General features: G+C 69.2%; 17 protein-coding genes. 7 read left to right on the top strand and 10 right to left on the bottom strand.

The features are described 5' to 3' along the window. Positions 1-8: 8 nt before the first annotated feature. Entirely contained in the window at positions 9-1,574 is a 1,566-nt protein-coding gene (locus KUTG_RS07200; protein ID WP_043715814.1) for a cellulose binding domain-containing protein, read from the bottom strand. Positions 1,575-1,729: 155 nt separating this feature from the next. On the opposite strand from KUTG_RS07200, the gene KUTG_RS07195 reads away from it, so the two are divergent. Next, on the top strand, positions 1,730-2,374 hold the full coding sequence (locus KUTG_RS07195) for a 4'-phosphopantetheinyl transferase family protein (protein ID WP_043728572.1): 645 nt from the start codon (positions 1,730-1,732) through the stop codon (positions 2,372-2,374). 41 nt (positions 2,375-2,415) lie between these two features. Continuing rightward, positions 2,416-3,255, top strand: a complete 840-nt coding sequence (locus KUTG_RS07190) for an LLM class F420-dependent oxidoreductase (protein WP_043715812.1) — start codon at positions 2,416-2,418, stop codon at positions 3,253-3,255. A gap of 60 nt (positions 3,256-3,315) precedes the next feature. Here the strand turns inward: KUTG_RS07190 and fabI are convergent, their stop codons facing one another. The 7 genes from fabI to KUTG_RS07155 form a co-directional block, all read right to left on the bottom strand. Continuing rightward, complete coding sequence (gene fabI, locus KUTG_RS07185) at positions 3,316-4,071, bottom strand: enoyl-ACP reductase FabI (RefSeq protein ID WP_043715809.1); 756 nt, start codon at positions 4,069-4,071, stop codon at positions 3,316-3,318. Beyond that, the gene (gene fabF / locus KUTG_RS07180) at positions 4,071-5,324 is read right to left on the bottom strand and encodes a beta-ketoacyl-ACP synthase II (protein WP_043715807.1); all 1,254 of its coding nucleotides are present in this window, start codon (positions 5,322-5,324) and stop codon (positions 4,071-4,073) included. The genes fabI and fabF overlap by 1 nt, the downstream gene beginning before the upstream one ends. A gap of 4 nt (positions 5,325-5,328) precedes the next feature. Next, positions 5,329-6,987 (bottom strand): thiamine pyrophosphate-binding protein, encoded by a 1,659-nt coding sequence (locus KUTG_RS07175; RefSeq protein WP_043715804.1) that lies wholly within the window; start codon positions 6,985-6,987, stop codon positions 5,329-5,331. Positions 6,988-6,998: 11 nt separating this feature from the next. Continuing rightward, on the bottom strand, positions 6,999-7,862 hold the full coding sequence (locus tag KUTG_RS07170; RefSeq protein WP_043715802.1) for a DUF4429 domain-containing protein: 864 nt from the start codon (positions 7,860-7,862) through the stop codon (positions 6,999-7,001). Then, positions 7,859-9,145 carry an MFS transporter gene (locus KUTG_RS07165; protein ID WP_084579003.1) on the bottom strand — a complete coding sequence of 429 codons (1,287 nt, stop codon included), beginning with the start codon at positions 9,143-9,145 and terminating at the stop codon, positions 7,859-7,861. Before KUTG_RS07165 ends, KUTG_RS07170 begins: the two co-directional genes overlap by 4 nt. Positions 9,146-9,819: 674 nt before the next feature. Beyond that, positions 9,820-12,414 carry a class III lanthionine synthetase LanKC gene (lanKC, locus tag KUTG_RS07160; RefSeq protein ID WP_043715798.1) on the bottom strand — a complete coding sequence of 865 codons (2,595 nt, stop codon included), beginning with the start codon at positions 12,412-12,414 and terminating at the stop codon, positions 9,820-9,822. Further along, positions 12,411-13,055, bottom strand: coding sequence for a GNAT family N-acetyltransferase (locus KUTG_RS07155; protein ID WP_043715796.1), 645 nt, complete (start codon positions 13,053-13,055; stop codon positions 12,411-12,413). The genes lanKC and KUTG_RS07155 overlap by 4 nt, the downstream gene beginning before the upstream one ends. A gap of 830 nt (positions 13,056-13,885) precedes the next feature. On the opposite strand from KUTG_RS07155, the gene KUTG_RS07150 reads away from it, so the two are divergent. From KUTG_RS07150 to KUTG_RS07135, 4 genes are all read left to right on the top strand, one after another. Continuing rightward, positions 13,886-15,109: a class I adenylate-forming enzyme family protein gene (locus KUTG_RS07150; RefSeq protein WP_052394157.1), complete on the top strand. Its 1,224-nt coding sequence runs from the start codon at positions 13,886-13,888 to the stop codon at positions 15,107-15,109. Further along, complete coding sequence (locus KUTG_RS07145; protein WP_198047051.1) at positions 15,093-16,577, top strand: aldehyde dehydrogenase family protein; 1,485 nt, start codon at positions 15,093-15,095, stop codon at positions 16,575-16,577. Before KUTG_RS07150 ends, KUTG_RS07145 begins: the two co-directional genes overlap by 17 nt. Further along, positions 16,574-18,061, top strand: a complete 1,488-nt coding sequence (locus KUTG_RS07140) for an FAD/NAD(P)-binding protein (RefSeq protein WP_052394156.1) — start codon at positions 16,574-16,576, stop codon at positions 18,059-18,061. Before KUTG_RS07145 ends, KUTG_RS07140 begins: the two co-directional genes overlap by 4 nt. 294 nt (positions 18,062-18,355) lie before the next feature. Next, positions 18,356-19,144, top strand: a complete 789-nt coding sequence (locus KUTG_RS07135; RefSeq protein ID WP_043715793.1) for a maleylpyruvate isomerase family mycothiol-dependent enzyme — start codon at positions 18,356-18,358, stop codon at positions 19,142-19,144. 252 nt (positions 19,145-19,396) lie between these two features. Here KUTG_RS07135 and KUTG_RS07130 read toward each other — a convergent pair whose 3' ends face one another. Next, a complete protein-coding gene (locus KUTG_RS07130; RefSeq protein WP_043715791.1) occupies positions 19,397-19,912 on the bottom strand; it encodes a hypothetical protein in 516 nt (171 codons plus the stop codon). A gap of 192 nt (positions 19,913-20,104) precedes the next feature. Here KUTG_RS07130 and KUTG_RS07125 point away from each other — a divergent pair, with 192 nt between their 5' ends. After that, entirely contained in the window at positions 20,105-21,412 is a 1,308-nt protein-coding gene (locus KUTG_RS07125; protein ID WP_043715789.1) for a lysine N(6)-hydroxylase/L-ornithine N(5)-oxygenase family protein, read from the top strand. On the opposite strand, the gene KUTG_RS07120 is transcribed toward KUTG_RS07125, so the two are convergent. Continuing rightward, entirely contained in the window at positions 21,405-22,214 is an 810-nt protein-coding gene (locus tag KUTG_RS07120) for an ABC transporter ATP-binding protein (RefSeq protein WP_043715787.1), read from the bottom strand. The two genes, KUTG_RS07125 and KUTG_RS07120, sit on opposite strands and share 8 nt — an antisense overlap. Between the last annotated feature and the right edge of the window lie 2 nt (positions 22,215-22,216).

Here is a 22,216-nt window from a genome sequence, read left to right as displayed (position 1 = left end):
CCTCGACATCAGCCGGTGAAAGCCTCGAATCGCCGGCTGAAGTCGTACGGCTGCTGCGTCACATTGGTGCAGTTGGTCAGGCTGCCGTTGCACGCGTTGCGGTCACGGGTGACCTCCCAGAAACCCAGCTCGCCCAGGTGCTTGCCGTTGGCGTAGGTGGCCAGCGCCGAGGCATTGGCCAGCGAGAACGTGCTGGCGTCGTCGTTGACGCCGAGCATCGGCGTCACACCGACCATGCCCCACAGCTGGGAATCGGTCTTCGCCGGGTAAATGGCCTTCAGCTGGTCATGCGTGGCCTGCGCCGCCTGCTGCGCCTTCAGGCCCATGTCGATGCCGTCGTGCTGGCCGTAATCCATGGCCATCACATTCACCAGGCTGACGTCCACGCCGTGGTTCACCGCCGACTGCACGATGTATGTGCCGTCCGAAGTGAGCCCGTAAGGCATCACCGGCAGCGTGTACGAGACCTGGAGGCCCGGATTCGCCGCCTGCAACTTCGCCAGCACCGCATTGCGCCGGTCGACGGAAGTGTGGTCGACGACCGCGGCGCCCTCGATGTCGAAATCGAGCCGGCTCGTGGCGTACGCGGTGATGATGGCCTGGTATTGCTGCTGAATCGCCGTCTGGTCGGTGCACGAGCCCGCGAGTTCGGTGCCGGCCTCGCCGCCGAAGGAGATCGTCACGTCGCCGCCCTGGGCCCGCAGCGCGTCGATGTCGGCCCGGTCCCAGCCGGTGGTCGGGTCGTAGGCGTTGAACCAGCTCGCCTTGCAGCCGTTGCCGGTGACGAAGGCCAGGGTGAAGTTCTGCAGCCCGGAGGCGTTGGCGGTGTCGGTCAGCACCGGCGTCGGCCACGAGCCCATGTCCACGTACGGCGCCACCTTCAGCGGCCACGTGCTGCCGCTGCCCGAGCCGGCGGCCGTCGTAACGGTGATGGCGTTGGAAGCCGCCGACTGGTTGCCGGCCAGGTCGTGCGCCTTGACCGTGAACGTGTACGCAGTGGACGGCGCCAGGCCGGTGACCGTGGCCGAGGTGCCGGCGATGGTCAGCGCCTTGGTCGACCCCTTGTAGACGTCGTAGCCGGTGACGCTGATGTTGTCCGTCGACCCCGACCAGCTCAGCGCGACGCCCGTGGTGGTGATGGTGCCGGCCTTCAGATTGCTCGGCGCGGACGGCGGCGTCGTGTCCACCACCCCGGCGCAGGTCGCCCCGTTCAGCAGGCAGTTGCCCGGCAGCGCCGATCCGCTGGCGACGAAGCCGAACGCCGCCGTCGCCCCGGCCGCCACCGTGCCGTTGTAGCTCTTGTTGGTGAACGTGTAGTGGTTGTTGCTGACGGTTTCCGTGGCGTCCCAGGACGACGACACGGTGGTGCCGGCCGGCAGGTCGAACTCCACCTTCCAGCTGCTGATGCCGTGATTGCTCTGGTTGGTGACGGTGTACTGGCCCTGGTATCCACCGCCCCAGGCGGAGGTCTGGGCGAAGTCGGCGCTGACGGCGCCGGGAGTGGCCGCAGTGGCCGGCGCGGCCAGCAAGGCCAGGGCGGCGACGACCAGCAGGGTTAGGCGTCGTGACGACATAGGGCTGCTCCAGTGAAGGTGGTGGCAGCCGTGCAGATCATGCGGGACCGTTCGACCGTCGCGCTAGGTCCGTTCGCCGTAGCCGGTGCTCGCCCGGCTTCGACATGGTCGTCGAGGTGCGGGGCGTCCCCGGCCGGACCGGTAACGTCCGTGCAGTGATCGAGGACCTGCTGCCCGCCGAGGTCGTGTCGGCCGACGTGCTCGGCGACGACCCCGACGCCCGGCTGCTGCCCGAGGAGGAGCCGGACGTCGCCCGGGCCGTGGAGAAGCGGGTCCGGGAGTTCACCATCGCGCGCACCTGCGCCCGGCGGGCCCTGGGCAAGCTCGGTGTGCCCGAGGTGCCGATCCTGCGCGGCCCCAAGCGGCAGCCGCTGTGGCCGGCCGGCATCGTCGGCAGCATCACCCACACCCGGGGCTACTACGCCGCCGCCGTCGCCCGGGCCGACGAGATGCTGACCGTCGGCATCGACGCCGAGATCCACGACGAGCTGCCCGACGGCGTTCTCGGCGTTGTCACCTTGCCCGAGGAGCGGGAGATGCTGGCCGCGCTGCCCGGCGATCTGTTCTGGGGCCGCATCCTGTTCAGCGCCAAGGAGAGCGTGTACAAGGCGTGGTTCCCGCTGACCGAGCGATGGCTCGGTTTTGGCGACGCGCGCCTGACCTTCCACCCGGACGAGAACCGGTTCTCGGTCGAGCTGCGGGTCGAGCCACCCCTGGTCTGTGGGGTGCCGTTGACCGGCTTCGAGGGCCGCTACCTGGTGCGGGACGGTTTCGTAGTGACGGCGATCGCCCTGCGCTGATACCGTGCCAACTAGAACGCGTTCTAGTTTGTGAGGTGGCTATGAGGTTCGGCGTCGTGCTATTCAGCAGCGACCGGGGCATCCGTCCGGCGACGTGCGCCCGCGCCGCCGAGGACGCCGGCTTCCACTCCTTCTACGTCCCCGAGCACACCCACATCCCCGTACGCCGCGACGCCGCCCATCCCCGCACCGGCGGCGCCGAGCTCCCCGACGACCGCTACCTGCGCACCCTGGACCCCTGGGTCTCCCTCGGTGCGGCCGCCGCCGTGACGTCGCGGATCCGCCTGGCCACGGCGGTTGCGCTGCCGGTGGAGTCCGATCCGATCACCCTGGCCAAGGCTATCGCGACCCTGGACTACCTGTCCGACGGCCGCGTCACGCTCGGCGCCGGCTTCGGCTGGAACACCGACGAACTGGCCGACCACGGCATCCCCGGCCGCTTCCGCTACACCGCGCTGCGCGAGTACATCGAGGCCATGCGGGCCTTGTGGACCTCTGACGTCGCTGCGTACCAAGGGAAGTTCGTGTCGTTCGGCGACAGCTGGGCCTACCCCAAGCCTGTCCAGTCCCACCTGCCGCTGCTGATTGGGGCCGGCGGCACCGAGCGCACCTTCGACTGGATCGCCGCCCACGCCGACGGCTGGATCACCACGCCCGGCGAGACCGACGTCGACGCCGCTGTGCGCCTGCTCCTGGAACGCTGGTCCAAGGCCTCCCGCCCCGGCAAGCCCTACATCGCCGCCCTGGACCGCGCCACCCCCGACCGTATCGAGCACCTCTCCGCCCTGGGAGTCGACGAGATCATCATCGGCGTCCCCGACAAGGACGAGGACACGGCCCTGGCCTTCCTAGCCAAAATGGGCACCCGCCTACACCCCTGAAGCTGTGAAGGGGGCTTTCCCGCACTCCGAGTGTGGGAAAGCCCCCTTCCCAACTCAAAGTCAGCCGATGATGTGCACGCCGCCGTCGGCGTAGACGATCGAGCCTGTTGTGGCCGGGAGCCAGTCGGACAGGAGGGCGCAGACCGTGCGGGCCACCGGCTCGGCGTTGTCGGCGTCCCAGCCCAGGGGAGCCCGGGCGTTCCACGTCTCGCCGATGTCGGCGAAGCCGGGGATGGACCGGGCGGCCATCGTGCGCAACGGCCCGGCCGCGACGAGGTTGGCCCGGACCCCATGCGGGCCGAGTTCCCTTGCCACGTAACGGGTGACGGACTCCAGCGCAGCCTTGGCCACGCCCATCCAGTCGTAGTCGGGCCACGCCACACGGGCGTCGTAGTCGAGGCCCACCAACGAAGCCCCGGGCGTCAAGAGCGGGGCAACGGCACCGGCCAAGGCCTTGAAGGAAAAGGCCGACACGTGCACGGCCGAGGCGACGTCCTCCCACGGCGTGGCCATGAAGTCGCCGAAGCACGAGGCGGGGGCGTTGGCGATGGAGTGCACGACCCCGTCCACGGCCGGCATGTGCTCGGCGACCCGCTCGGACAGCGACGCCAGGTCCGAGGCGGATGTCACGTCCAGCTCGACGACCGGCGCGGGCTTGGGCAGACGGTCGGCCAGCCGGCGGACCAGGGACAGCCGGCCGAAGCCGGTGAGCAGGACCTCGGCCCCCTGCGACTGGGCGACCCGGGCGGTGTGGAACGCGATGGACGACTCGGTGATGACCCCGGTGATCACGAGCCGCTTGCCGGTGAGCAGCATCAGTGCTCCCAGGCCGACAAAACCAGCACTGCGTTGTGCCCGCCGAAGCCGAAGGAGTTGCTGACGGCGACCCGAACCTCGTGCTCCTGTGCCACATTGGGCACGAAGTTCATCTCGGCGTCCAGAGGGTCGTCGAGGTTCACCGTGGGCGGCACGACGCTGTCCCGCATGGCCAGGGCGCACACGATGGCCTCGACCGCACCGCCGGCCCCGAGCATGTGGCCGGTCATCGACTTCGTCGAACTCACGGGCACGGCACTGGCGCGAGCCCCCAGCACAGATCGGATGGCGTAGACCTCACGCTCGTCGCCGATGGGAGTGCTGGTGCCGTGGGCGTTGATGTAGTCCACATCGGACGAATCGACGCCGGCGTCCTCCAGCGCCAGGCGCATGGCCTTGCGGGCGCCGATCGCCTCGGGATGCGGGGCGGTGAGGTGGTAAGCGTCCGAAGTGGACCCATAACCGCTGACCTCGGCCAGGATGGGCACGCCGCGGCGAAGGGCGTGTTCCAGTTCCTCCAACACCAGCACCCCGGCCCCGGAGCTCATCACGAAGCCGTCGCGGGCGGCGTCGAAGGGGCGGGAGGCCCGCGTCGGGTCGTCGTTACGGGTGGAGAGCGCGCGGGCATTGGCGCTACCGGCCAGATCGGCGCGGTTGAGGCAGCTCTCGGCCCCGCCGGCGACGACGACATCCGCTATGCCGTAACGGATCCAGCGGGCGGCCTCGCCGATGGAGTCGGTGCCGGTGGCGCAGGCGGTGGACTGGGCCCGGCTCGGACCCTGGGCCCCGATGCGCATCGTGACCTCGCCGACGGCGCTGTCGATCGCCCCGGTGACCTGCGAGAACGGGCTCACCGCGCGGGGACTGCGATCCCGCACGACGTGGGCGACCTGCTGGTTGTAGTTGGCCGCGCCGTAGCCGCTGCCGATCAGCACGCCGACCCGGTCGGCCTCGTCCGGCCCGATGGTGAACTTGGCGTGCTCGACGGCCTGCTGCGCGGCCCCGACCGCGTACTGGGCGAACGAGTCCAGCCGGCGGCTCACCGTCCGCGGCATGTAGTCCTCGGGGTTGAAGCCCCGCACCTCACCGCCGATCCGCACCGTGAGGCCCGTGGTGTCCACAGTGGTCAGCTCGGCGATGCCGCTGCACCCGCGCAGCATCGCCGACCACGTCTCCTCCACCGTCAGGCCAAGCGGGGTGACCGCGCCCCAGCCGGTGATCACGATCCGGCGCGGCGCTCCTGCAGTGCCCATCTCGTCACGACCTTTCCTCTTTCAGTGTCGGGAAGTCCCCCTCCAGCTGTGAAATCCCGGGCGGCGCGTCGTCCAGCTCGACCGGCACCCGCGCGATGGCGACCGTGCCGTGCTCGGTCGCGGCCAGCGCGTCGGTCAGCTGCTCGCGCAGGTGGCCCCGCTCGGTGAGCGTGATGGCGTGCACGTGGGGATGCCGGGTCGGCGCGGTCCGGGCCCGGGTGAACGAGAACTCGGTCAGCCCGCGCTGCTCCAGCTGCGTCTGCAGCCAGCCGTAGCCGCCGTTGTCCAGCACCACGAACAACACGCCGATACCGTTCTCCACCAGGGTGTCCACATCGGACATGACCATGGTGAACGCGCCGTCGCCGACGAAGGCGACCACCTGGCGGTCCGGGTGGGCCAGCCGCACGCCGCCGGCCGCCGCCGCGCCGAAGCCGAGGCTGGTCTGCTCGGACGGCACGATCGAGCCGCCGCACCGGAAGTACGGGAAGATGTAGGACCACATGTCCTGCAAACCGTTCTCCTGCACGAGGATCGCGTCCGGCCGCAGCGCGTCCTGCAAGGCGGCCAGCACCTCGGCGATCTGGAGCCGGGGCGTGGCCCGCAGTCGGGCCAGCTCAGTCGCGGCATCGTCCACAAGCGACCGTCGAGCGCCGGTGACCCGCTTGAGCCACTGGGGGTCGGGCTCGCCGACCAACCCCAGCCACGACCGCACGACATCGCCGCCGTCGCCCAGCACTCGCGGCCCGGCGAACTCCGTGCTGAACTCGGCGGCGTCGATGTTGACCTGCACGGTCTGCTGGTCGTGCCGCCAGCCGTAGCGAGCGGTCTCCTCCAGCCGGCTGCCCAGGGTGATCACCAGATCGGCGTCGCGCACCAGCTCCGACACCGCCGGCCGCGCGTACAATCCGGCCAGGCCAAGGAACTGCGGATGCTCCTCGTCGAACGAGCCACGCCCGGACGCCGTCGCCAGCACCGCCGCGCCGGTCTTCTCGGCCAGCTTCTCCAGCAGTCGCCCCGAGTTCCGGTGCCGCATGCCGCCGCCGACCAGGATCAACGGCCTACGCGCCAGCTGAATCGCCTGCACGGCAGCACTGTCGGCGCCGGCAACCGAAACCGTGCGCTCGATCGGCGCGGCCCAGGGCCGGGTGCGCACGATCTCCGTCTCCCGCAGGTCGTCCGGGAACTCGACGTACACCGGCCCCGGAACCCCGCTCGCCGCAACGTCGAATGCCCGCTCCAGGGCGGCCACCACCCGTGACGGGTGATCCACCCGGGTCGCCCACTTGGTCAGCGGGGCCAGCACCGCCAGCTGGTCGAGCTCCTGAAAGGCCCCGGAGCCCCGGTGCTCCGACGACGTCCCGGTAGCGAGGACGACCACCGGGACGGCGGAGAACCTGGCCTCCAGCAAGCCGGTCAGCGTGTTCGTGACGGCCGGTCCCTTGCCCACCACGACAACGCCGGGTCGGCCGGACGCCATGGCGTGGCCGGTGGCCATGAACACGGCGTTGCGCTGGTCCCGGCACAACACCGAAGTCAGCTTGGAGCCGTCGACGGCGGCCAGGTAGCCCAGGTCGTCGCTGGGCAGGCCGAACACCGTCTCCACGCCGGCGGTTTCCAGGTAGTCGACGGTGGCGTGCCAGCAGCCGGGATAGGTGATCATCAGCGTGCCCCTCAGATCTGGTCCAGCAGGTGCTTCTTCTTGGCTTCGAACTCCTCGCGGCTGAGCAGGCCGTCGGCCATCAGCCCGCCCAGCGTGCGGATGGCCGCCGCGACCTGCTCGGCGCGGACGCCGGCCGAGGTCAGGTCCCCGATCGGGCCGCTGCCGTTGCCGATGGCGGCCGTCAGCGCCGCCGCGAAGGGCAGGGACTCCGCGACGGCGCCGTAGCCGAGCCCGAACAGCAGGGTGTGCGGGTCGTCGATCACGTCCATCTGCGGCCGCAGCACACCGACCGGCCGCAGCCGCAGGTGGCCCCGCACGAACCCGGGCAGCGACCACTCCACGGCGGCCAGCTCGCCGATCCGGTACACCTGGTCGCCGCCGGCCTGCTTGGCCAGGCTGGCCTTCATGCCCCAGGACAACCGCACCGAGTCGCCGTCGAACGTGGCGACACCGTCGAAACCGCGCAGCCGCAACGGAGCCGTGTCCGTGTCGAGCAGGAAGCGCGGCGCCGGCTCGTCGGTCAGCGCGCACCGGTCGTTGATCGTGTCCTTGTACCGCAAGGCGTGTTCGGCCTGGTGCTGGTCCAGCTCCAGCCGGTAGAGCGCGTAGTCCTCGGGCAGCTGCCCGGCCGCGACCTCGGTGTACGGGTCGGAGCCCGGCCGCAGGGACAGGGCCAGCGACGGCAGCCCGTCGTCGTCGTGCACGGTGGCCGAGGTGATCGCCTCGAACGGCACCAGCCGCTGCCCGATCCGGCGCAGCAGTCTCGGCACTCCCTTGCTGGCCGAGTAGTTGACCTGCACACCGGCCGGGGTGAACGCCCACGTGGCGTTCCGGCCGGCCAGCGTCAGGTCGAAGTCCAGTTCCGGGCTGCTCATGACGACACCTCCGCGGTTGTGGTGACGGGCTTGGGCGGACGGAGCTGGTGCAGGGACCGGACGAACAGCAGCGACACCGCCACCACCAGGTAGCAGCCGCCGATGAGGGCGAAGGCGGCGTGCGCGCCGACGCCGGTGATCAGCCAGGTCACCAGCGCCACGGCGACCGGTCCGGGACCGGAGATGACGGTCGTCGCGACGCTGGTGACCCGGCCGAACATCCGCTCCGGCACGCGTTCCTGCAGCGCGGCCAGGTAGAGCAGGTCGATCGGGCTGGTGAGCACGCCGGCCACCACCATCAAGCCGAGCGCGACGGCCGTGTGGTCGTTCACCGACAGCAGCAGCACCACCAGGGCGAACCCCAGATAGGCGCTCAGGTACAGGCCGCGCGGCGGGGCTCTGTGCCCGAAGACGCTGTAGCCGACGGTGCCGGCCAGCGACCCGAGGCCGAAGCAGCTGACCAGCACCCCGTACCAGGTCACGGAGCCCAACACCTGCTGCGCGTACAGGGTGAGGCCGATGTTGGCGATGGCCGCGTCCAGTGCGGCGAAGAAGACGGTGAAGCAGATCAGCGTGCGTAACAGGCGGTCGGACCAGAAGTACCGGATGGCCTCCCGGAACTCGCGCTGGTACGAGCGACGGCGGGGTCGGGTGGCGTTGACCTCGTCGATGGTGGTCATCGTCGGCCGGCGCAGGAACACCAGCGCCACGGTCAGGGCGAGCAGCGCGCAGACAGCGTCGGCCAGGATGGTGAAGACGCTGCCCAGCACCGCGGCGATAATGCCGGCGGCGATCGGGCTGGCCAGGTTGGACACCCCGTTCATGGCGCGCACGGTGCCGTTGGCGCGGGCCAGGTTGCGGCCCGAGGCTTCGGCGACGGCCGGGATCATGCCGAAGATGGCGACCCGGCCGGGTGACTCCACGCAGCTGCGCACGAACGAGAGCGAGACCAGCAGCCACGGCGGCAGCAGCCCGGCCGCGAACAGGGCGACCGTCAGCGCCGCGGTGGTCGAGCCGCCGGCGAGCGAGAAGATCCAGGCCCGGCGCATGCCGACCCGGTCGATCAGCGGCCCCATCAGGCCACCGGTGAGCAGGGAGCCGACGAGCGCGGCGGCGGCGATCCAGCCGGTCAGCGTCGCGCTTCCGGTGGTGGTGAGAACGAAAAGAGGAAGGCCGTAGGAGCCGATTCCGACGCCGACCATGCTGGTGCCGAACGCGAGCAGCATGATCGGATATCCGACCCGGGCCGGCGTCGCGTCGAGCGCTTTCACAGGTGCCGCCATCGTGTTCTCACCCGCCTTTCGGTCTCGCCGGAGACAATAAATGGCCGGTGCGGGCGTTGCACGCCGCCCGCACCGACCGACTATCGCTTAACGCATCAGGCGTTGAAGCAGGTGGCACTCACCGTGCTGCCCGGGAGGCGGGACTCGACGGCCGCGGTCTCCATGTTCTGCAGGTCCAGGATCATGGTGTGCTCCTTTGTGCTGAAGAATTCCGTCTGACAACAAGGGTGAATCTGGTTCAGCAGCCACCGCTGACGGTCGAGCCCGGCAGGCGGGTCTCGGCGGCGGAGGTCTCCAGGGTCTGAAGGTCCAGGATCATGAGTGTCACCTCGCTTCGTGCGCTAGTGCGAAAAGAATGACTTCGGGCGCTTTTCAGCAGCCACCGCTCACGGTCGAGCCCGGCAGGCGGGTCTCGGCGGCGGACGTCTCCAGGGTCTGAAGGTCCAGGATCATTGGTGGTCACCTCGCTTCGAAGACTAGTTCGGAAAGTGGGCTACAGGCGCTGATTTCTCAGCAGCCACCGCTGACGGTCGAGCCCGGCAGGCGGGTCTCGGCGGCGGACGTCTCCAGGGTCTGAAGGTCCAGGATCATGGGTGATCACCTCCGTTCGCGTATGACATTCCCCGGGGCTGAGCCGGGTCGTAGAAGAGCCCTCGCGTTGATATCGGAAGAAATCACTGTGCGAAGGGCATGAACGGCACGCCAGGTCGAATCGTCGAGTTTATGGCTGCGATGATTCCGGCGTTGCCGGTCGAGAAGTCCATGGACAAGCGGGACGATCCGTCACCGGGAAAAGAGGCATGTCCATGATATTCGAGCAGATGCCACCGGAGCTTCGCGAGGTGATCCTCAGCGCTGGATTCTAGGTCCTGTCCGATTCGCTCTGAAATGAGACTAGCATGCCCCGAGCGGGAAAGTCCAGAGAGAATCGCGAGCAATCCAGCGCGGCCGTTGAAAAGCTGCGCGTCCATTACGAACATGCTCTCGCAGGCGCGCGAAAGCGGACCCAGAGCGGCCAGGACGCGCTCGTCGGCGGTGTGTCGGGACACCATGTCGCCCACCAGCGCGATACCGGCGGAGCCGATCTCCAGGTACGGGAGCCGGCGGAAGCCGCCGTCCACCTGGAGCGTGCCGTCCTGTTCGTCGGCCACGCACAGGTCCAGGTCGCGGTGCACGGCCCGGACCGCCTGATCGAGCCAGACGCGATCCTGGGTCGCCTCGTACAGCCGCAACAGGAACAGCGCTGGCCCGGACCAGCCCCGCAGCAGGCCCCCGTTGGTGCCGGAGTCGCGGACCCGCCCCAGCCGACCGGGCGGCCGGTCGATGCCGCAGGGTTGACCGCTCTCCAACGCGTCGCCGACCCGGAGACCCAGCTCCAGCGCTCGGGCGAGATGCCCGGCGCCGGGCCGTTTGTCGTGCAGGTGCAGCAGATTCAGCCCGATGCCGGCCAACCCGCTGAACAGCGTCAGGTCGGTCGTCTCGGCCACCAGGTCGGCCGCCCGGACCACCAGACCCGCCGCTTCCGCCCGATAGCCGAGATGGTCGAGCACGTGGGCCACGCCGTGTACGCCGTCGAAGAAGCCTGGCCGCTCCACCGGCACGGATGCCTTGTGCAGCAACCATTCCCGGTGTTTGCGTTCGGTCGGCAGCCCCGCTGACGACAGCGCCCACAGCACGCCGGCGGCGCCGTGCGCGAAGCTGGCGCCGTCGGTGGAGATGAAACCCTCGATGTCACCGGGAAAGAGGCGATCCTCACGGTCGGGCGTGGCGCTGGCGGCGATCGCCGCCGCCAGCGATTCGACGGCCGCGGACCACCCGGCTTCGCCCCAGCGCGCGGACGGGGCGGACACCGGGGCCGGAACCTGGTTCACGGCGCGGCGATCCGACAGCTCGTGCACCGGCTTGGTGAACTCCGGCGGCAGCTCGAACAGCTGTTCCGCTTCGCTCATCAGCTCACCGAGCTTGGCCGGCGCCAACGCCAGCACGCTGGTCAGCGGCATGAACATCCACAGCCGCAACACGGTCAACGCCTGGCGGTCCACGTCGACGCCCGACACCTCACGTGACACGAAACCCGCGTGGCCGGCCAGCTGGCGGCGCTGTTCGCTCGCCGGGAACGCGCTTTCGAAGTCGACGAGGCCGGGCTCGTCGTTGTCGTCGACCATGATGTTGGCCGGGTGCAGGTCCGCGAACACCACGCCGCGCTCGTGCACCCGCGCCACCAGCTCGGTGATCCGGTCGTGCAGCTTGATCGCCCGCTCGGCGTAGGCCCGGCGCTGCTCGGGCGTGGAAGACACGCCCACCAACGGGAACTGGTTGGCCATCCAGTGCTGCAGGGCCTGCCCGGGCACCCGGTCCATCACCAGGAACCGGTGCTCCCACACCTGGACGACCTCGTGCAGCGCCGGAATCCCTTGCACACCCGCCAATTGGCGTAGCGCCCACTCCTCCTGAGCCAGCCTCGTGACCGCATCCTGCTCATCACCGGACAGTCCGGCGTGCGGCCGTGCCTCCTTGATGACGACCTCGTGCCCGTCGGTGCGCCGCTTGGCCACGTACACGCCGCCGCCGTTGGAGAAGTGCAGCGCCTCGGTCACGTCGTAATCGAGCTGCCCACCGGACTTCACCTTGTCGTGATGCGGCTGAAGGAAAGCCGGCAGCTGGACCCACTCCGGCACGGTGAACACCGGGCGACGCTCGTCCGGCACCAGCGTGCCGTCCGGCCGTTCGATCGCCAGCTCACGCTCGCCGTCCTCGGTCACGCAGTAGCGCTTGTCGAAGCCGCCGTAGCGCACGTACAGGGGCCCGTCGTGGAAACGCAGGTCGCTCAGCACGTACGGGCCGTCCGCGCCGCCGACGAGCTCGTCCAAGCCGACCAGCACCCGCTCCAGTTCGGCCTCGTCGACGGGGTAGATGGTGACGAGCTTGCCGCTCGCCGCCCGTGGCGCGTACTTCATGCTGTACGCGTGCAGCAACGCCCGGCCGCGTAGGAACTTGAAGGCCACGCCGTGTTCGACCAGGTAGCCCGCGACGGCCTTGAGCACCTCCAGCGCGTTCGACGGCACGGCCGACACGTGAATCTTCCAGCCCTGCTTGGGAAGGACCAGGCCGTCCGGCCGCAGCATGACCCACGGCCCCGCGCCGCTGCGCCGCCAGCCGGCCGGCACGTCACCGGTGGCCAGCTCGAAGGTCTGCTCGGCGTGCCAGCGCATCGGATCCTCGAAGAACACCCGGTCGGCCAGCGAATACAGCTCTATTGCCGGTTTCATCGCATCTCTCCCCAGGACGAGGGCCCGTCGTTGGCGAGGTACTTGGCCAGCGACTCCCGGGCCCTGGCCTTGTCCTCGGCCGGGACGAGCTCGGGCATCGGCAGCCGGCGCCCGTACTCGGCCCGGTTGGCGTAGTACTCGTGCCGCAGGATCGACCAGATCGTGCGGTGGTGGTACTCGCCGTCGACGAAGTAGTAGTCGCGCAGCACACCCTCCAACGTGAAGCCGTCCCTGGTCAGCACCTGCAGTGAATGCCGGTTGTAGCTGGCCGTCGAGAACTCCACCCGGTGGGCGTTGAGCTGGTGGAACACAAAATCGGTGAGCAGGCTCAGCGCCTCGGCGCCGTAGCCGGCCTGCCACCTCTCGGAGATGCCGACCGCGCCGCCCATCGCGTACGAGTGGGCCCCGCCGCCGCCCGCGGCCCGGTAGTTGACCACGCCCACCGGCTCGCCGTCCCTTGACACGACAACGAAGTACCGCACCTGCCCGCTCTCGGCGGCCTGCCGCAGCGCGGCCGCGTCGATCGCCTCGTGGGTGTCGCCGGTCAGGGCCGCGGCGTGCGACATCGGCCGCAGCCACGCCGCGATCCGGTCGTAGTCGTCGGACTCCGGCCAGCGCAGCGCACAGATCGCGCCTTTCATGGTGTGTGTGCTCCCTCCGGACCGCTCCGGCCCATGGGAAACGGGCTGTGGGCGCGCCAGGGCGCGCCACAGCGTGAGTGTGTGTGGTGTGAAACGGCCGCATGCCTGATTCGCGGGCACACGAGGAGAACCCTCGGCCCGCCCAGTGGCGAACGGCGTGAAAGACGGCAGTCGCATCTGCCGCACACCGGGGGGCGCACCAACGTGCGCTCACGGCGCGCCTCTGCGCGCTCACCCCAGCACTACCCCAGTTACTGCACCCCAGTCGTTCCGCTCTGGTTACACGACTACCGGTAGGACGTTCGACTGTCAACGGCCTTGCCCGGACGGATCGGTCACGCTTTCCCGAACGACGCTCGCACACCACTTACGAACGTGGTCCGCAAATCCCGTTCGATTCTGATGAGGCTTTGAGCCACGCTCAAATGACTACTCCATCGGTGTTTCACGGTGTTCCAACCGTCGTACGACGTTTGATTCGCGCGTAGGCGGTGCGGCGCAACGTCTTCCCACGTCCGTACGGGTGCGCGGGGGCAGGGGTGGATGCGTTCCCACGCCGAACCGAGCTTCATTCTTGAACCGCGTGGCCGGGCCCGGTAGCGTTCATGACGGTGGTCACGTCGCAGGCCAGCACCTCGAATTCGCCCGGCAGTCGCCGGGATCCGCTCACCAAATCCGTTGTCGCGCGCCGTCTTCACGGCGCGCGGGCCTGGAAGGGGAGCGTCGATCGTGTCGAACACAAAGGTCCGTAGCCGTGTTTCCCGAGTTGAGGAAACAAGGAAACACCGAAACCGTGCGATGTTCGCATGCGACGAGCAGAGGAGCACCAGGTGAGCAGCGTCGACGTGCGTCTGGTCAGCGAGGGTTCGGTCTGGTCCACGCAGACGGTGGCCCGCCGGTGCGCCGCCCTGGCGAGGAAACTGGTCGCGGCCGGCTTACGGTCGGGCGACCGCGTCGCCCTCGTCGGCGCGAATTCCACCGATTACGTGCTTGCGCTGCTCACCCTGATCCATCTCGACGTGTCCATCATGCTGCTGGACGAGCACCAGTCGGCCGAGGACCGCGCGCCCGCGTTGCGCTCCGTGCAGTGGATGCTCGGCAGCGACGCCGTCGCCACCGACGCGCCGCCGGGGGTGCGGGTCGTGAGGATGGCCGACGTGGCGCCGGCGGCCGACGCCAACGTCACCGACGAGCCGCTGGCCCTGGACTTCTCGGCGTGGTGGAACCGCCGGGACGCCCTGGTGCTGCTCACCTCCGGCACCACCGGCGCGCCGGCCATCATCGTCCGCAGTGGACGGTCGGTGCGCAGCAATATCGACGCCACCGCGCGCCGCATGGGCTACCGTGACGACGACGTCATGCTGCCGATGCTGCCGTTCTCGCACCAGTACGGCCTGTCGCTGATCCTGCTGTGGTGGCAGAGCCGGTGCTGCCTGGTGATCGTGCCGCGGGCCCGGCTCGACCGGGCCGTCGAGGCCATCACCAGCATGCGCGTCACCGTCGTCGACACCACCCCGTCGACCTACGACTCGCTGCTGCGGGTCATGGACCACCGCCAGGTCACCCCCGACCAGCTGGCCCACGTGCGCATGTGGTGCGTCGGCGGCGCGCCGCTGGGCAGCACCCTGATCGCCAAGTTCCGCGAGTTCACCGGCAAGCCGCTGCTGGACGGCTACGGCAGCAGCGAGGCCGGCAACATCGCGCTGGCCGCGCCCGGCGACGAGAACCTGTGCGGCAAGCCGCTGGACGGCTTCGAGGTCGACGTCCTCGACGACAAGGGCATCCCGGTGCCGGCCGGTGTCGTGGGCGAGCTGGTGGTGCGCAGCGAGGATCTGCTCGTCGGCACCATCGACAAGGACGGCCGGTTCCTGGAGAGCACGCGAACCCTGTACCACACCAACGACATCGGCTACCTCGACGAGGACGGCAACGTCGCCGTGCTCGGCCGCAAGGGCGCGGTGCACCGGCACGGGCACACCCTGTACCCGGAAGCCCTGGCACGTAAGGCCGAAGCCTTTCGGCGCGCCGGTCCGTGTGGTGGCGCTGGAGCATGAGCGCCGCGGCAGCAAGCTGGTGTTCGTCGTCGCCGACGAGTCCGGGCGCGACCCGAAGTACTGGCGGCGCGTGTTCGGCGAGCGCCTGGCCGTGCACGAGCAGCCCAACCAGGTGCTCGTCGTGCACAACTTTCCCCTCAACCACAACGGAAAGGTCGATCAGCGGGCGTTGCGCGAGCTGGCCGCGGGCCAGGTCAAGGACGACCCGGAGGAGGTGTTCCCGGTGGCCATCAACGGCATGCGCACCGACCTGAGCCGGATCCCGCTGGCCGAGCGGGTCGACGCGCTGCGCAAGGTCGAGCAGTACCTGCGGGAGCACCGCGACGAGGTGCTCGGCGTGCTCACCGAGATGTCCAACTACCGCACCGCCGCCGGCGAGCTGAACACCGCGCTGGCCACCCTCAAGGGCGCCGCCGCCGAGGTCGCGCTGTGGTCGCCGCCGCTGGTCAACCGCACCGCCGTGTTCATGCCGTCCAACGTCCCGCTGTTCGGCTACGTGCTGTACCTGCTGGTGCCGGCCCTGTACAGCGAGGAGGTCGTGTTCCGGCCGTCCGCGCACATCCGCCGGCAGCTGATCGCCCTGCACGAGCTGCTCGCCCCCGTGCACGGGCTGCCGATCACGCTGTCCACCAGCACCCAGAAGGAGTTCGTCACCGGCGAGACCGCCGCCTCCGAGGTGGTGGTGTTCACCGGGGCGTACTCCAACGCCGAGAAGATCCGCGCCCAGCTGCGCCCCGATCAGCTGTTCGTGTACTACGGCCAGGGCATCAACCCGTTCGTCGTCGGCCCCGGCGCGGACGTCGACCTGGCCGTCACCGACCTGCTGGAGATCCGGCTGCTCAACTCCGGCCAGGACTGCTTCGGCCCGGACCTGGTGTGCGTGCACGAGTCGCTGGAGGAGCGCTTCTTCGCCACGCTCGGCAAGCGCATCGACGAGCTGGTGCTGGGGGAGCGGTCCGACCCCAAGGCCGACTACTCGCCGATGTTCTACGAGCAGGCGTTCGGCTTCGCCCTGGAGTACCTGCACCGCAACGCCCGGCACATCGTGCACGGCGGCCGCGTCGACCTGTCCCGGATGAGCCTGGAGCCGACCGTGCTGCGGCGGCCCAAGGGGCACAAGGTGACCTGCGACGAGCTGTTCGCGCCCATCTTCAACGTCGTCGTGTACGGCGACCAGCGCGCCCTGCACGACATCCTGACGCTGCCGTTCCTGGAGGAGCGGGCGATGGGCGCGATGGTGTACGGGGACCTGCCGGAGACGGTGAAGCTGCTGCGCAAGCGGCACGAGGTGTGCCTGAACACCACGCTGCTGGAGGCCGACGACGGCAACGCCCCGTTCGGCGGCCGTGGCATGGTCGCCAATTACGTTGCCTACCAGGGAAGGCGGGTCGCCGAGCCGCTGCTGATCTCCAAGGCCGTCGCCGACTACATCGGCGCCGACCGGCGGCAGCTGACCACGAGCGCATGAGCGCGCGGGTGTGCATCGTGGGCGCCGGGCCGCGCGGCACCTCGGTGCTGGAGCGGCTCGGCGCGCTTGCCGGTTCTCTCGATCTCGAAGTGCATGTGGTGGACCCCTTTCCGCCGGGTCCGGGACGGATCTGGCGGGAACGGCAGCCGTCGCTGCTGTGGATGAACTCGACCGTCGCCGGGGTGGCGATGTTCGGGCCGGGCGTGCCGTCGCTGGGGGAGTGGTCCGGGCTGCCGGCGACGGCCTTCGCCACGCGGCCGCAGGCGGGTGCGTACTTCTCGTGGGTGTTCGAGCAGGCGGCGTCTCGTGTGTCACGTCTGGTCGTGCACACCGACCGCGTTGTGGACATTGTGGACGGACGGGTTGTTTTGTCGTCCGGTGTGGCGTTTGACGTGGATGCCGTGATTCTGGCCCAGGGGCACATCGACCCGCTGCCTTCCTCTGCGGAGCTTGAGTACCTCGACCATGCTCGACGTTTCGGCCTGACCTACGTGCCAAGCGGCTATGCCTCCGATGTGTCGGCGATCCCCGCCGGTGCGCCGGTGATCGCCCGTGGCCTGGGGCTGACCTTTGTGGACTACATGGTGTTGCTCACCGAAGGCCGCGGCGGCCAGTTCCACCGCGTTCCCGGCGGGGAGCTGGTGTACGAGCCGAGCGGGCGGGAACCGGTGCTGTACGCCGGTTCCCGCAGCGGCCTGCCGTATCACGCCAAGCCCGGGTACCGGCTGGCGGAACCCGCGCCGCTGCCCAAGTTCCTGGACCGGGAGACCGTGCCGGGTGCTGCTTTGGACTTCGGTTCCGATCTCTGGCCGTTGGTCGTCAAGGAAGGGGCGTGGGGCTACTACCACGAGCTCTTCCTGGCCCACCCGGAGCGGGTCCGAGGCCAGTGGGCGGACTTCGTCACGGGGTTCGAGAAGTTCGACTGGGGTTCCGCTGAGCTGGACGCCCTGATCGAGGAGGCAGTACCGGGCGACCGCTTCGACATCGACGCCCTGTTCGAGCCTTTGCGTTGGCACGGCGGGGATTTCCACACCTTCGCCGAGCGGTTCCTGGCCGAGGTGCTGGATGTCCGTAACAACCGGGACCGCAGCCCGCTCATCGGGGCCGTCAACGGCATCGGCTCTGCTCTCGGCGTGGTGCACGAGCTGCTGGCCGAGCGGCGCATCGCCGGGGCGTCCCGGGTGATCGACATCGAGCAGCGGTTCCTGCCCATGACCAGCTTCCTGACCAGCGGACCGCCGGGGCGGCGGACAGAAGAAAATGCTGGCCCTGGCCCGCGCCGGGTTCGTCCGCTTCCTCGGGCCGGGCCTGGAGATCACGCCTCGTGCGGACGGCTTCGTGGCGGTGACCGAGGCCGCGACGCTCACCGCCCGCTGCCTGATCGAGGCCCGGCTGCCTCCGCCCAGCATCGGCCGTGCCGACGATCCCCTGGTGCGGGCCCTGTTGGCGCGGGGCGAGTGCGTGGAGGACTTAGGCTCGATTAGTGAGGTGGTTGTTAGGCCAGGAGTCTTATCGCAATTAGATTCAAGACGGTAGGGTATCGCCCCATAGAGGGGTTGTCCGTACGCGGGCTATACCCTCACTGGTTCAACAAAGGATAGCCTGGGGTCCCCGTGAGGTTTACGATCCCGGTTATGAAGTTCGCATAGGGCCAGAGCGGCTCTATTTAAACCAGACACACGTACAGTTGAGGCTAGGGTGAGCGCGATTCAAGCGATGCAGGCGCCTTGACCCGCCGTGGGGCGGTGGTGGTATTCTGCAGCGACTATCTTGTCGACATGAGCAGCCAAGCCGCCCAGATCATCGCCGCGCTGCGTCGCGGCCACGACGAGCTCGTCAGCCGGCTGGCCGCGCTGGGGCCGGACGACATCGTGCGCACCTCGGGCTCCGCGGACTGGACCGTGGCCCAGACGGTCAGCCACCTCGGCAGCGGCGCCGTGATCTCCAAGGCGTCCCTCGACGCCGCCCTCGCCGGCGACGCCAACCCCGGCATGGACTTCAACAAGGAGGTGTGGGCCCGCTGGGACGGCATGACTCCGGACGAGCAGGTCGCCGCCTTCCCCGCCGTGAACGAGGAGCTGGTCGGCGCCTTCGAGGCGTTGGACGACCGGGCGCTGGTCGAGCTGCGGATCGACCTCGGCTTCATGCCCCAGCCGCTGGACGTGGCCGGGGTCGCCGGCATGCGGCTCACCGAGTTCGCCCTGCACGCGTGGGACGTCAACGTCGCCTTCGATCCCACCGCCACCGTCGCCCGTGACGCCGCCGTGCTGTTGGTCGACACCATCGGCCCGCTGCTGCGCTTCGCCGGCAAGGCCGACCAGGTCGACGGCGCCGTGACGGTCGCCGTGCGGGCCACCATGCCCGACCGCGACCTGGGTCTGGTCATCGACGACGTGGTCGAGCTGACCGACCTGCCGGCCGCCGCCGAGGCCAAGATCGTCGCGCCGACCGAGTACCTGGTGCGGCTGTTCTCCGGTCGGCACGCAGCCGAGCACACCCCGGAGTCCGTGAAGGTCACCGGTTCACTGACCCTGGACGACCTGCGGCGCGTCTTCCCCGGCTACTGATCACTGGGGGACAGGACCCGGGCGGTTGTCGTCCGGGTCTCCACATCGTTATGCCAGTGACGCCAGCGCGTCCATCACCGCCGTCACCGCCGGTCGGGTCCGGGAGCCCGCCCGGTACTTGACGGATCTCCGCGCCGTCGCGGCCTTGCCACCCGAACCCGTGCTCACGTCAGCCGGCGCGCACGCCCACCCCTGACGTTCCCGGTCCGTGCACGCCACGCCGTCTCTCATCTCGCGCGGCACCTCAAAGACTCAACGCCACTCCCACCGAATGCCATGCACCCCCGGCCGGGCATCCAGCGTCACCGTGTGCGCCGACCTCCCGCCGGTCAACCCCACGGCCTCCTCAACCACCCGCCCACCCCTATCCCCCCGATACCCCCAGCACCGCACCGGCACGGCCGCGGCATGGAACCGCACCTGAATCACCAGATCCCAAGCCGGCGCGGTCAACACCTGCTCCCAGTGATCGGCCGGCGCCAGGTTGACTTCGTACTCGACGATGCAGGTGTCCCCGACGCCGAGCGGGTGGTCCAGCAACAACACGCCACCGCCGCCGTCCCGGCAGTTCCGCGTGTTGATGACCCGGGCGTCGGACGGGAGACCGGGGAGGAAACGGGAGACGTGGTCACGGCAGGCGCGGAGCACGGCACGTGTGCGGGCGGTCTGACGAGGGGCGTGCACGACGGTGTGCAGCGAGACGATGAAGGTGTCGGCGGCGCCGCGAAGCGGGTCGCAGGCGGATCTCGGGGCGGGAATCGTCGGCACGGTACTCCCAAGAGCGGCGGTCGTCCGGAGCCGATTGTCCGCCGCCGACAGGGCGGGGGAGCGTCCTTAACTCTTGCGTCCAGGCCTTAACTCTTGACGAGGAGCGGGACGAACATCACCACGATCGTACTAGGATAGGCTCACCTAAGTTAGGTTAGGGTTCCCTGAACCGGGGCGGACAGAGGGAGCGACATGAGTGCTGAGGCCGGCGAGCAGGTTCCGATCTACGACCTCGTAGGGGTGGGGTTCGGGCCCTCGAACCTGGCGCTGGCGATCGCCCTCGCGGAGCACAACGCGAACGCGGCGGAGCCGGTCACGGCGCACTTCCTGGAACGCCAACCGCGCTTCGGCTGGCATCGGGGCATGCTCATCGACACCGCCACGATGCAGGTGTCGTTCCTCAAGGACCTGGTCACGATGCGCAACCCGACCAGCGAGTTCACGTTCGTCAACTACCTGCACTCGGCCGGCCGCCTGGTCGATTTCATCAACCACAAAAACCTCTTCCCGCTCCGCGTGGAGTTCCACGACTACTTCGAATGGGCGGCGGCCAAGGTCGACGACGTGGTCTCCTACGGCGTCGAAGTGGTCGACGTGCAACCGGTCCATGACGGCGAGGAAATCGCTTTCCTCGACGTGCGGACGTCGGACGGCACGATGCTGAGGGCCCGCAACCTGGTGATGGGCACCGGTCTGCGGCCGCAGCTGCCGGAAGGCATCACCACCGGCCCCAGGGTCTGGCACAACAACGAACTGCTGCGCCGCATCCCCACCATGAAGGACCCCAGGAGGTTCGTGATCATCGGCGCCGGCCAGAGCGCGGCGGAGGTCGCGGCGCTGCTGCACGACGAGTTCCCTCGCGCCGAGATCTGCGCGGTGTTCGCCCGTTACGGCTACAGCCCGGCCGACGACAGCTCCTTCGCGAACCGGATCTTCGACCCCGAAGCGGTCGACCAGTTCTACCGCGCGGGCGAACCGGTCAAGGACCGTCTGATGCGCTACCACGGCTCCACGAACTACTCGGCGGTCGACGTCGACCTGATCGACGAGCTCTACCGCCGCGTCTACCGCGAGAAAGTCCTCGGCACGCAACGACTGCGCCTGTTCAACGTGTCCCGGCCGGTGCAGGTGGTGGACACGGGCAGCACGGTCACGGCGGCGGTGGAATCGCTGACCACGGGCGACCGCACAGTCCTCGACGCCGACGCGGTCATCTACGCCACGGGGTATCTGCCGGCCGATCCGACGCCGCTGTTGGGCGACCTCAGCAAACAGTGTGCCCGGGACGAAGAAGGTCGCCTCAAGGTCGAGAGGGACTACCGGATCACGACGGAATCCGTGATCAGGGGCGGGATCTATCTCCAGGGCGGCACGGAGCACACGCACGGCATCACGTCCTCGCTGCTGTCGAACACGGCGGTGCGCGTCGGCGAGATCCTGACGTCCATTGTGGACCGACGTGCCAGCCTGATGCCCAGGTACGCGGTCAGCGTCAGCTGACACCCTGGTGGTGCCGGCTGATCGGGATCACCATCGGCGTGCCGCTGACCGGGTCGGGACTGACCCGGCAGCGCACGCCGAACACGGTGTCCACCAGCTCCTCGGTGATGACCTCGGAAGGCCGGCCGGACGCGACGATCCGGCCGGCCTTCATTGCGATCAGGTGATCGGCGTAGCGGCAGGCCTGAGGAAGATCGTGCAGCACCATGACAACGGTCCGGCCCTCGTCGCGGTTCAGGTCGACGACGAGGTCCAGAACGTCGATCTGATGGGCAAGATCCAGGTAGGTGGTCGGCTCGTCCAGGAGCAACACGGGCGTGCCCTGGGCGACGGCCATGGCGATCCACGCCCGCTGTCGCTGCCCGCCGGAAAGCTCATCGACGCGGCGGTCGGCCAGGTCGGTCATCTCCGTGGCCGCCAAGGCATTCCGTACGGCACCTTCGTCCGAAGTGGACCACTGCCGCCACCACGTCTGATGCGGGGCCCGGCCACGGCTGACGAGATCCGACACGGTCATGCCCTCGGGGGCGATGGGGGACTGGGGCAGAATTCCCAGCCGCTGGGCCACCTGACGGGTCGGCAGCTGATGGATCGACTGGCCGTCAAGGAAAACGCCGCCGGACTGAGGCGTCAACAAACGGGCCACCGTACGCAACAAGGTCGACTTGCCACACGCGTTCGGCCCGACGACGGCGGTGATCTGGCCGGGCGGGATGTTCAGGTCGAGGCCGTCGATGACGATCCGGTCGTCGTAGGCGACGCGCAGCCCCTGCACCCGCAGCGAGGGCGTGTCCGATGTCATGT

The sequence above is a fragment of the Kutzneria sp. 744 genome (assembly GCF_000568255.1).
Taxonomy (GTDB): Bacteria; Actinomycetota; Actinomycetes; order Mycobacteriales; family Pseudonocardiaceae; genus Kutzneria.
Note: the sequence above shows the minus strand (reverse complement) of the source record. Positions and strands in the feature narration are given on the sequence as shown.

Bases quoted from the DNA above. Each gene is read 5' to 3' on its own strand.
- KUTG_RS07200 (WP_043715814.1), bottom strand. From the start codon at position 1,574: ATGTCGTCACGACGCCTAACCCTGCTGGTCGTCGCCGCCCTGGCCTTG.
- KUTG_RS07190 (WP_043715812.1), top strand. From the start codon at position 2,416: ATGAGGTTCGGCGTCGTGCTATTCAGCAGCGACCGGGGCATCCGTCCG.
- fabI (WP_043715809.1), bottom strand. From the start codon at position 4,071: ATGCTGCTCACCGGCAAGCGGCTCGTGATCACCGGGGTCATCACCGAG.
- fabF (WP_043715807.1), bottom strand. From the start codon at position 5,324: ATGGGCACTGCAGGAGCGCCGCGCCGGATCGTGATCACCGGCTGGGGC.
- KUTG_RS07175 (WP_043715804.1), bottom strand. From the start codon at position 6,987: ATGATCACCTATCCCGGCTGCTGGCACGCCACCGTCGACTACCTGGAA.
- KUTG_RS07170 (WP_043715802.1), bottom strand. From the start codon at position 7,862: ATGAGCAGCCCGGAACTGGACTTCGACCTGACGCTGGCCGGCCGGAAC.
- KUTG_RS07165 (WP_084579003.1), bottom strand. From the start codon at position 9,145: ATGGCGGCACCTGTGAAAGCGCTCGACGCGACGCCGGCCCGGGTCGGA.
- lanKC (WP_043715798.1), bottom strand. From the start codon at position 12,414: ATGAAACCGGCAATAGAGCTGTATTCGCTGGCCGACCGGGTGTTCTTC.
- KUTG_RS07155 (WP_043715796.1), bottom strand. From the start codon at position 13,055: ATGAAAGGCGCGATCTGTGCGCTGCGCTGGCCGGAGTCCGACGACTAC.
- KUTG_RS07140 (WP_052394156.1), top strand. From the start codon at position 16,574: ATGAGCGCGCGGGTGTGCATCGTGGGCGCCGGGCCGCGCGGCACCTCG.
- KUTG_RS07135 (WP_043715793.1), top strand. From the start codon at position 18,356: ATGAGCAGCCAAGCCGCCCAGATCATCGCCGCGCTGCGTCGCGGCCAC.
- KUTG_RS07125 (WP_043715789.1), top strand. From the start codon at position 20,105: ATGAGTGCTGAGGCCGGCGAGCAGGTTCCGATCTACGACCTCGTAGGG.
- KUTG_RS07120 (WP_043715787.1), bottom strand. From the start codon at position 22,214: ATGACATCGGACACGCCCTCGCTGCGGGTGCAGGGGCTGCGCGTCGCC.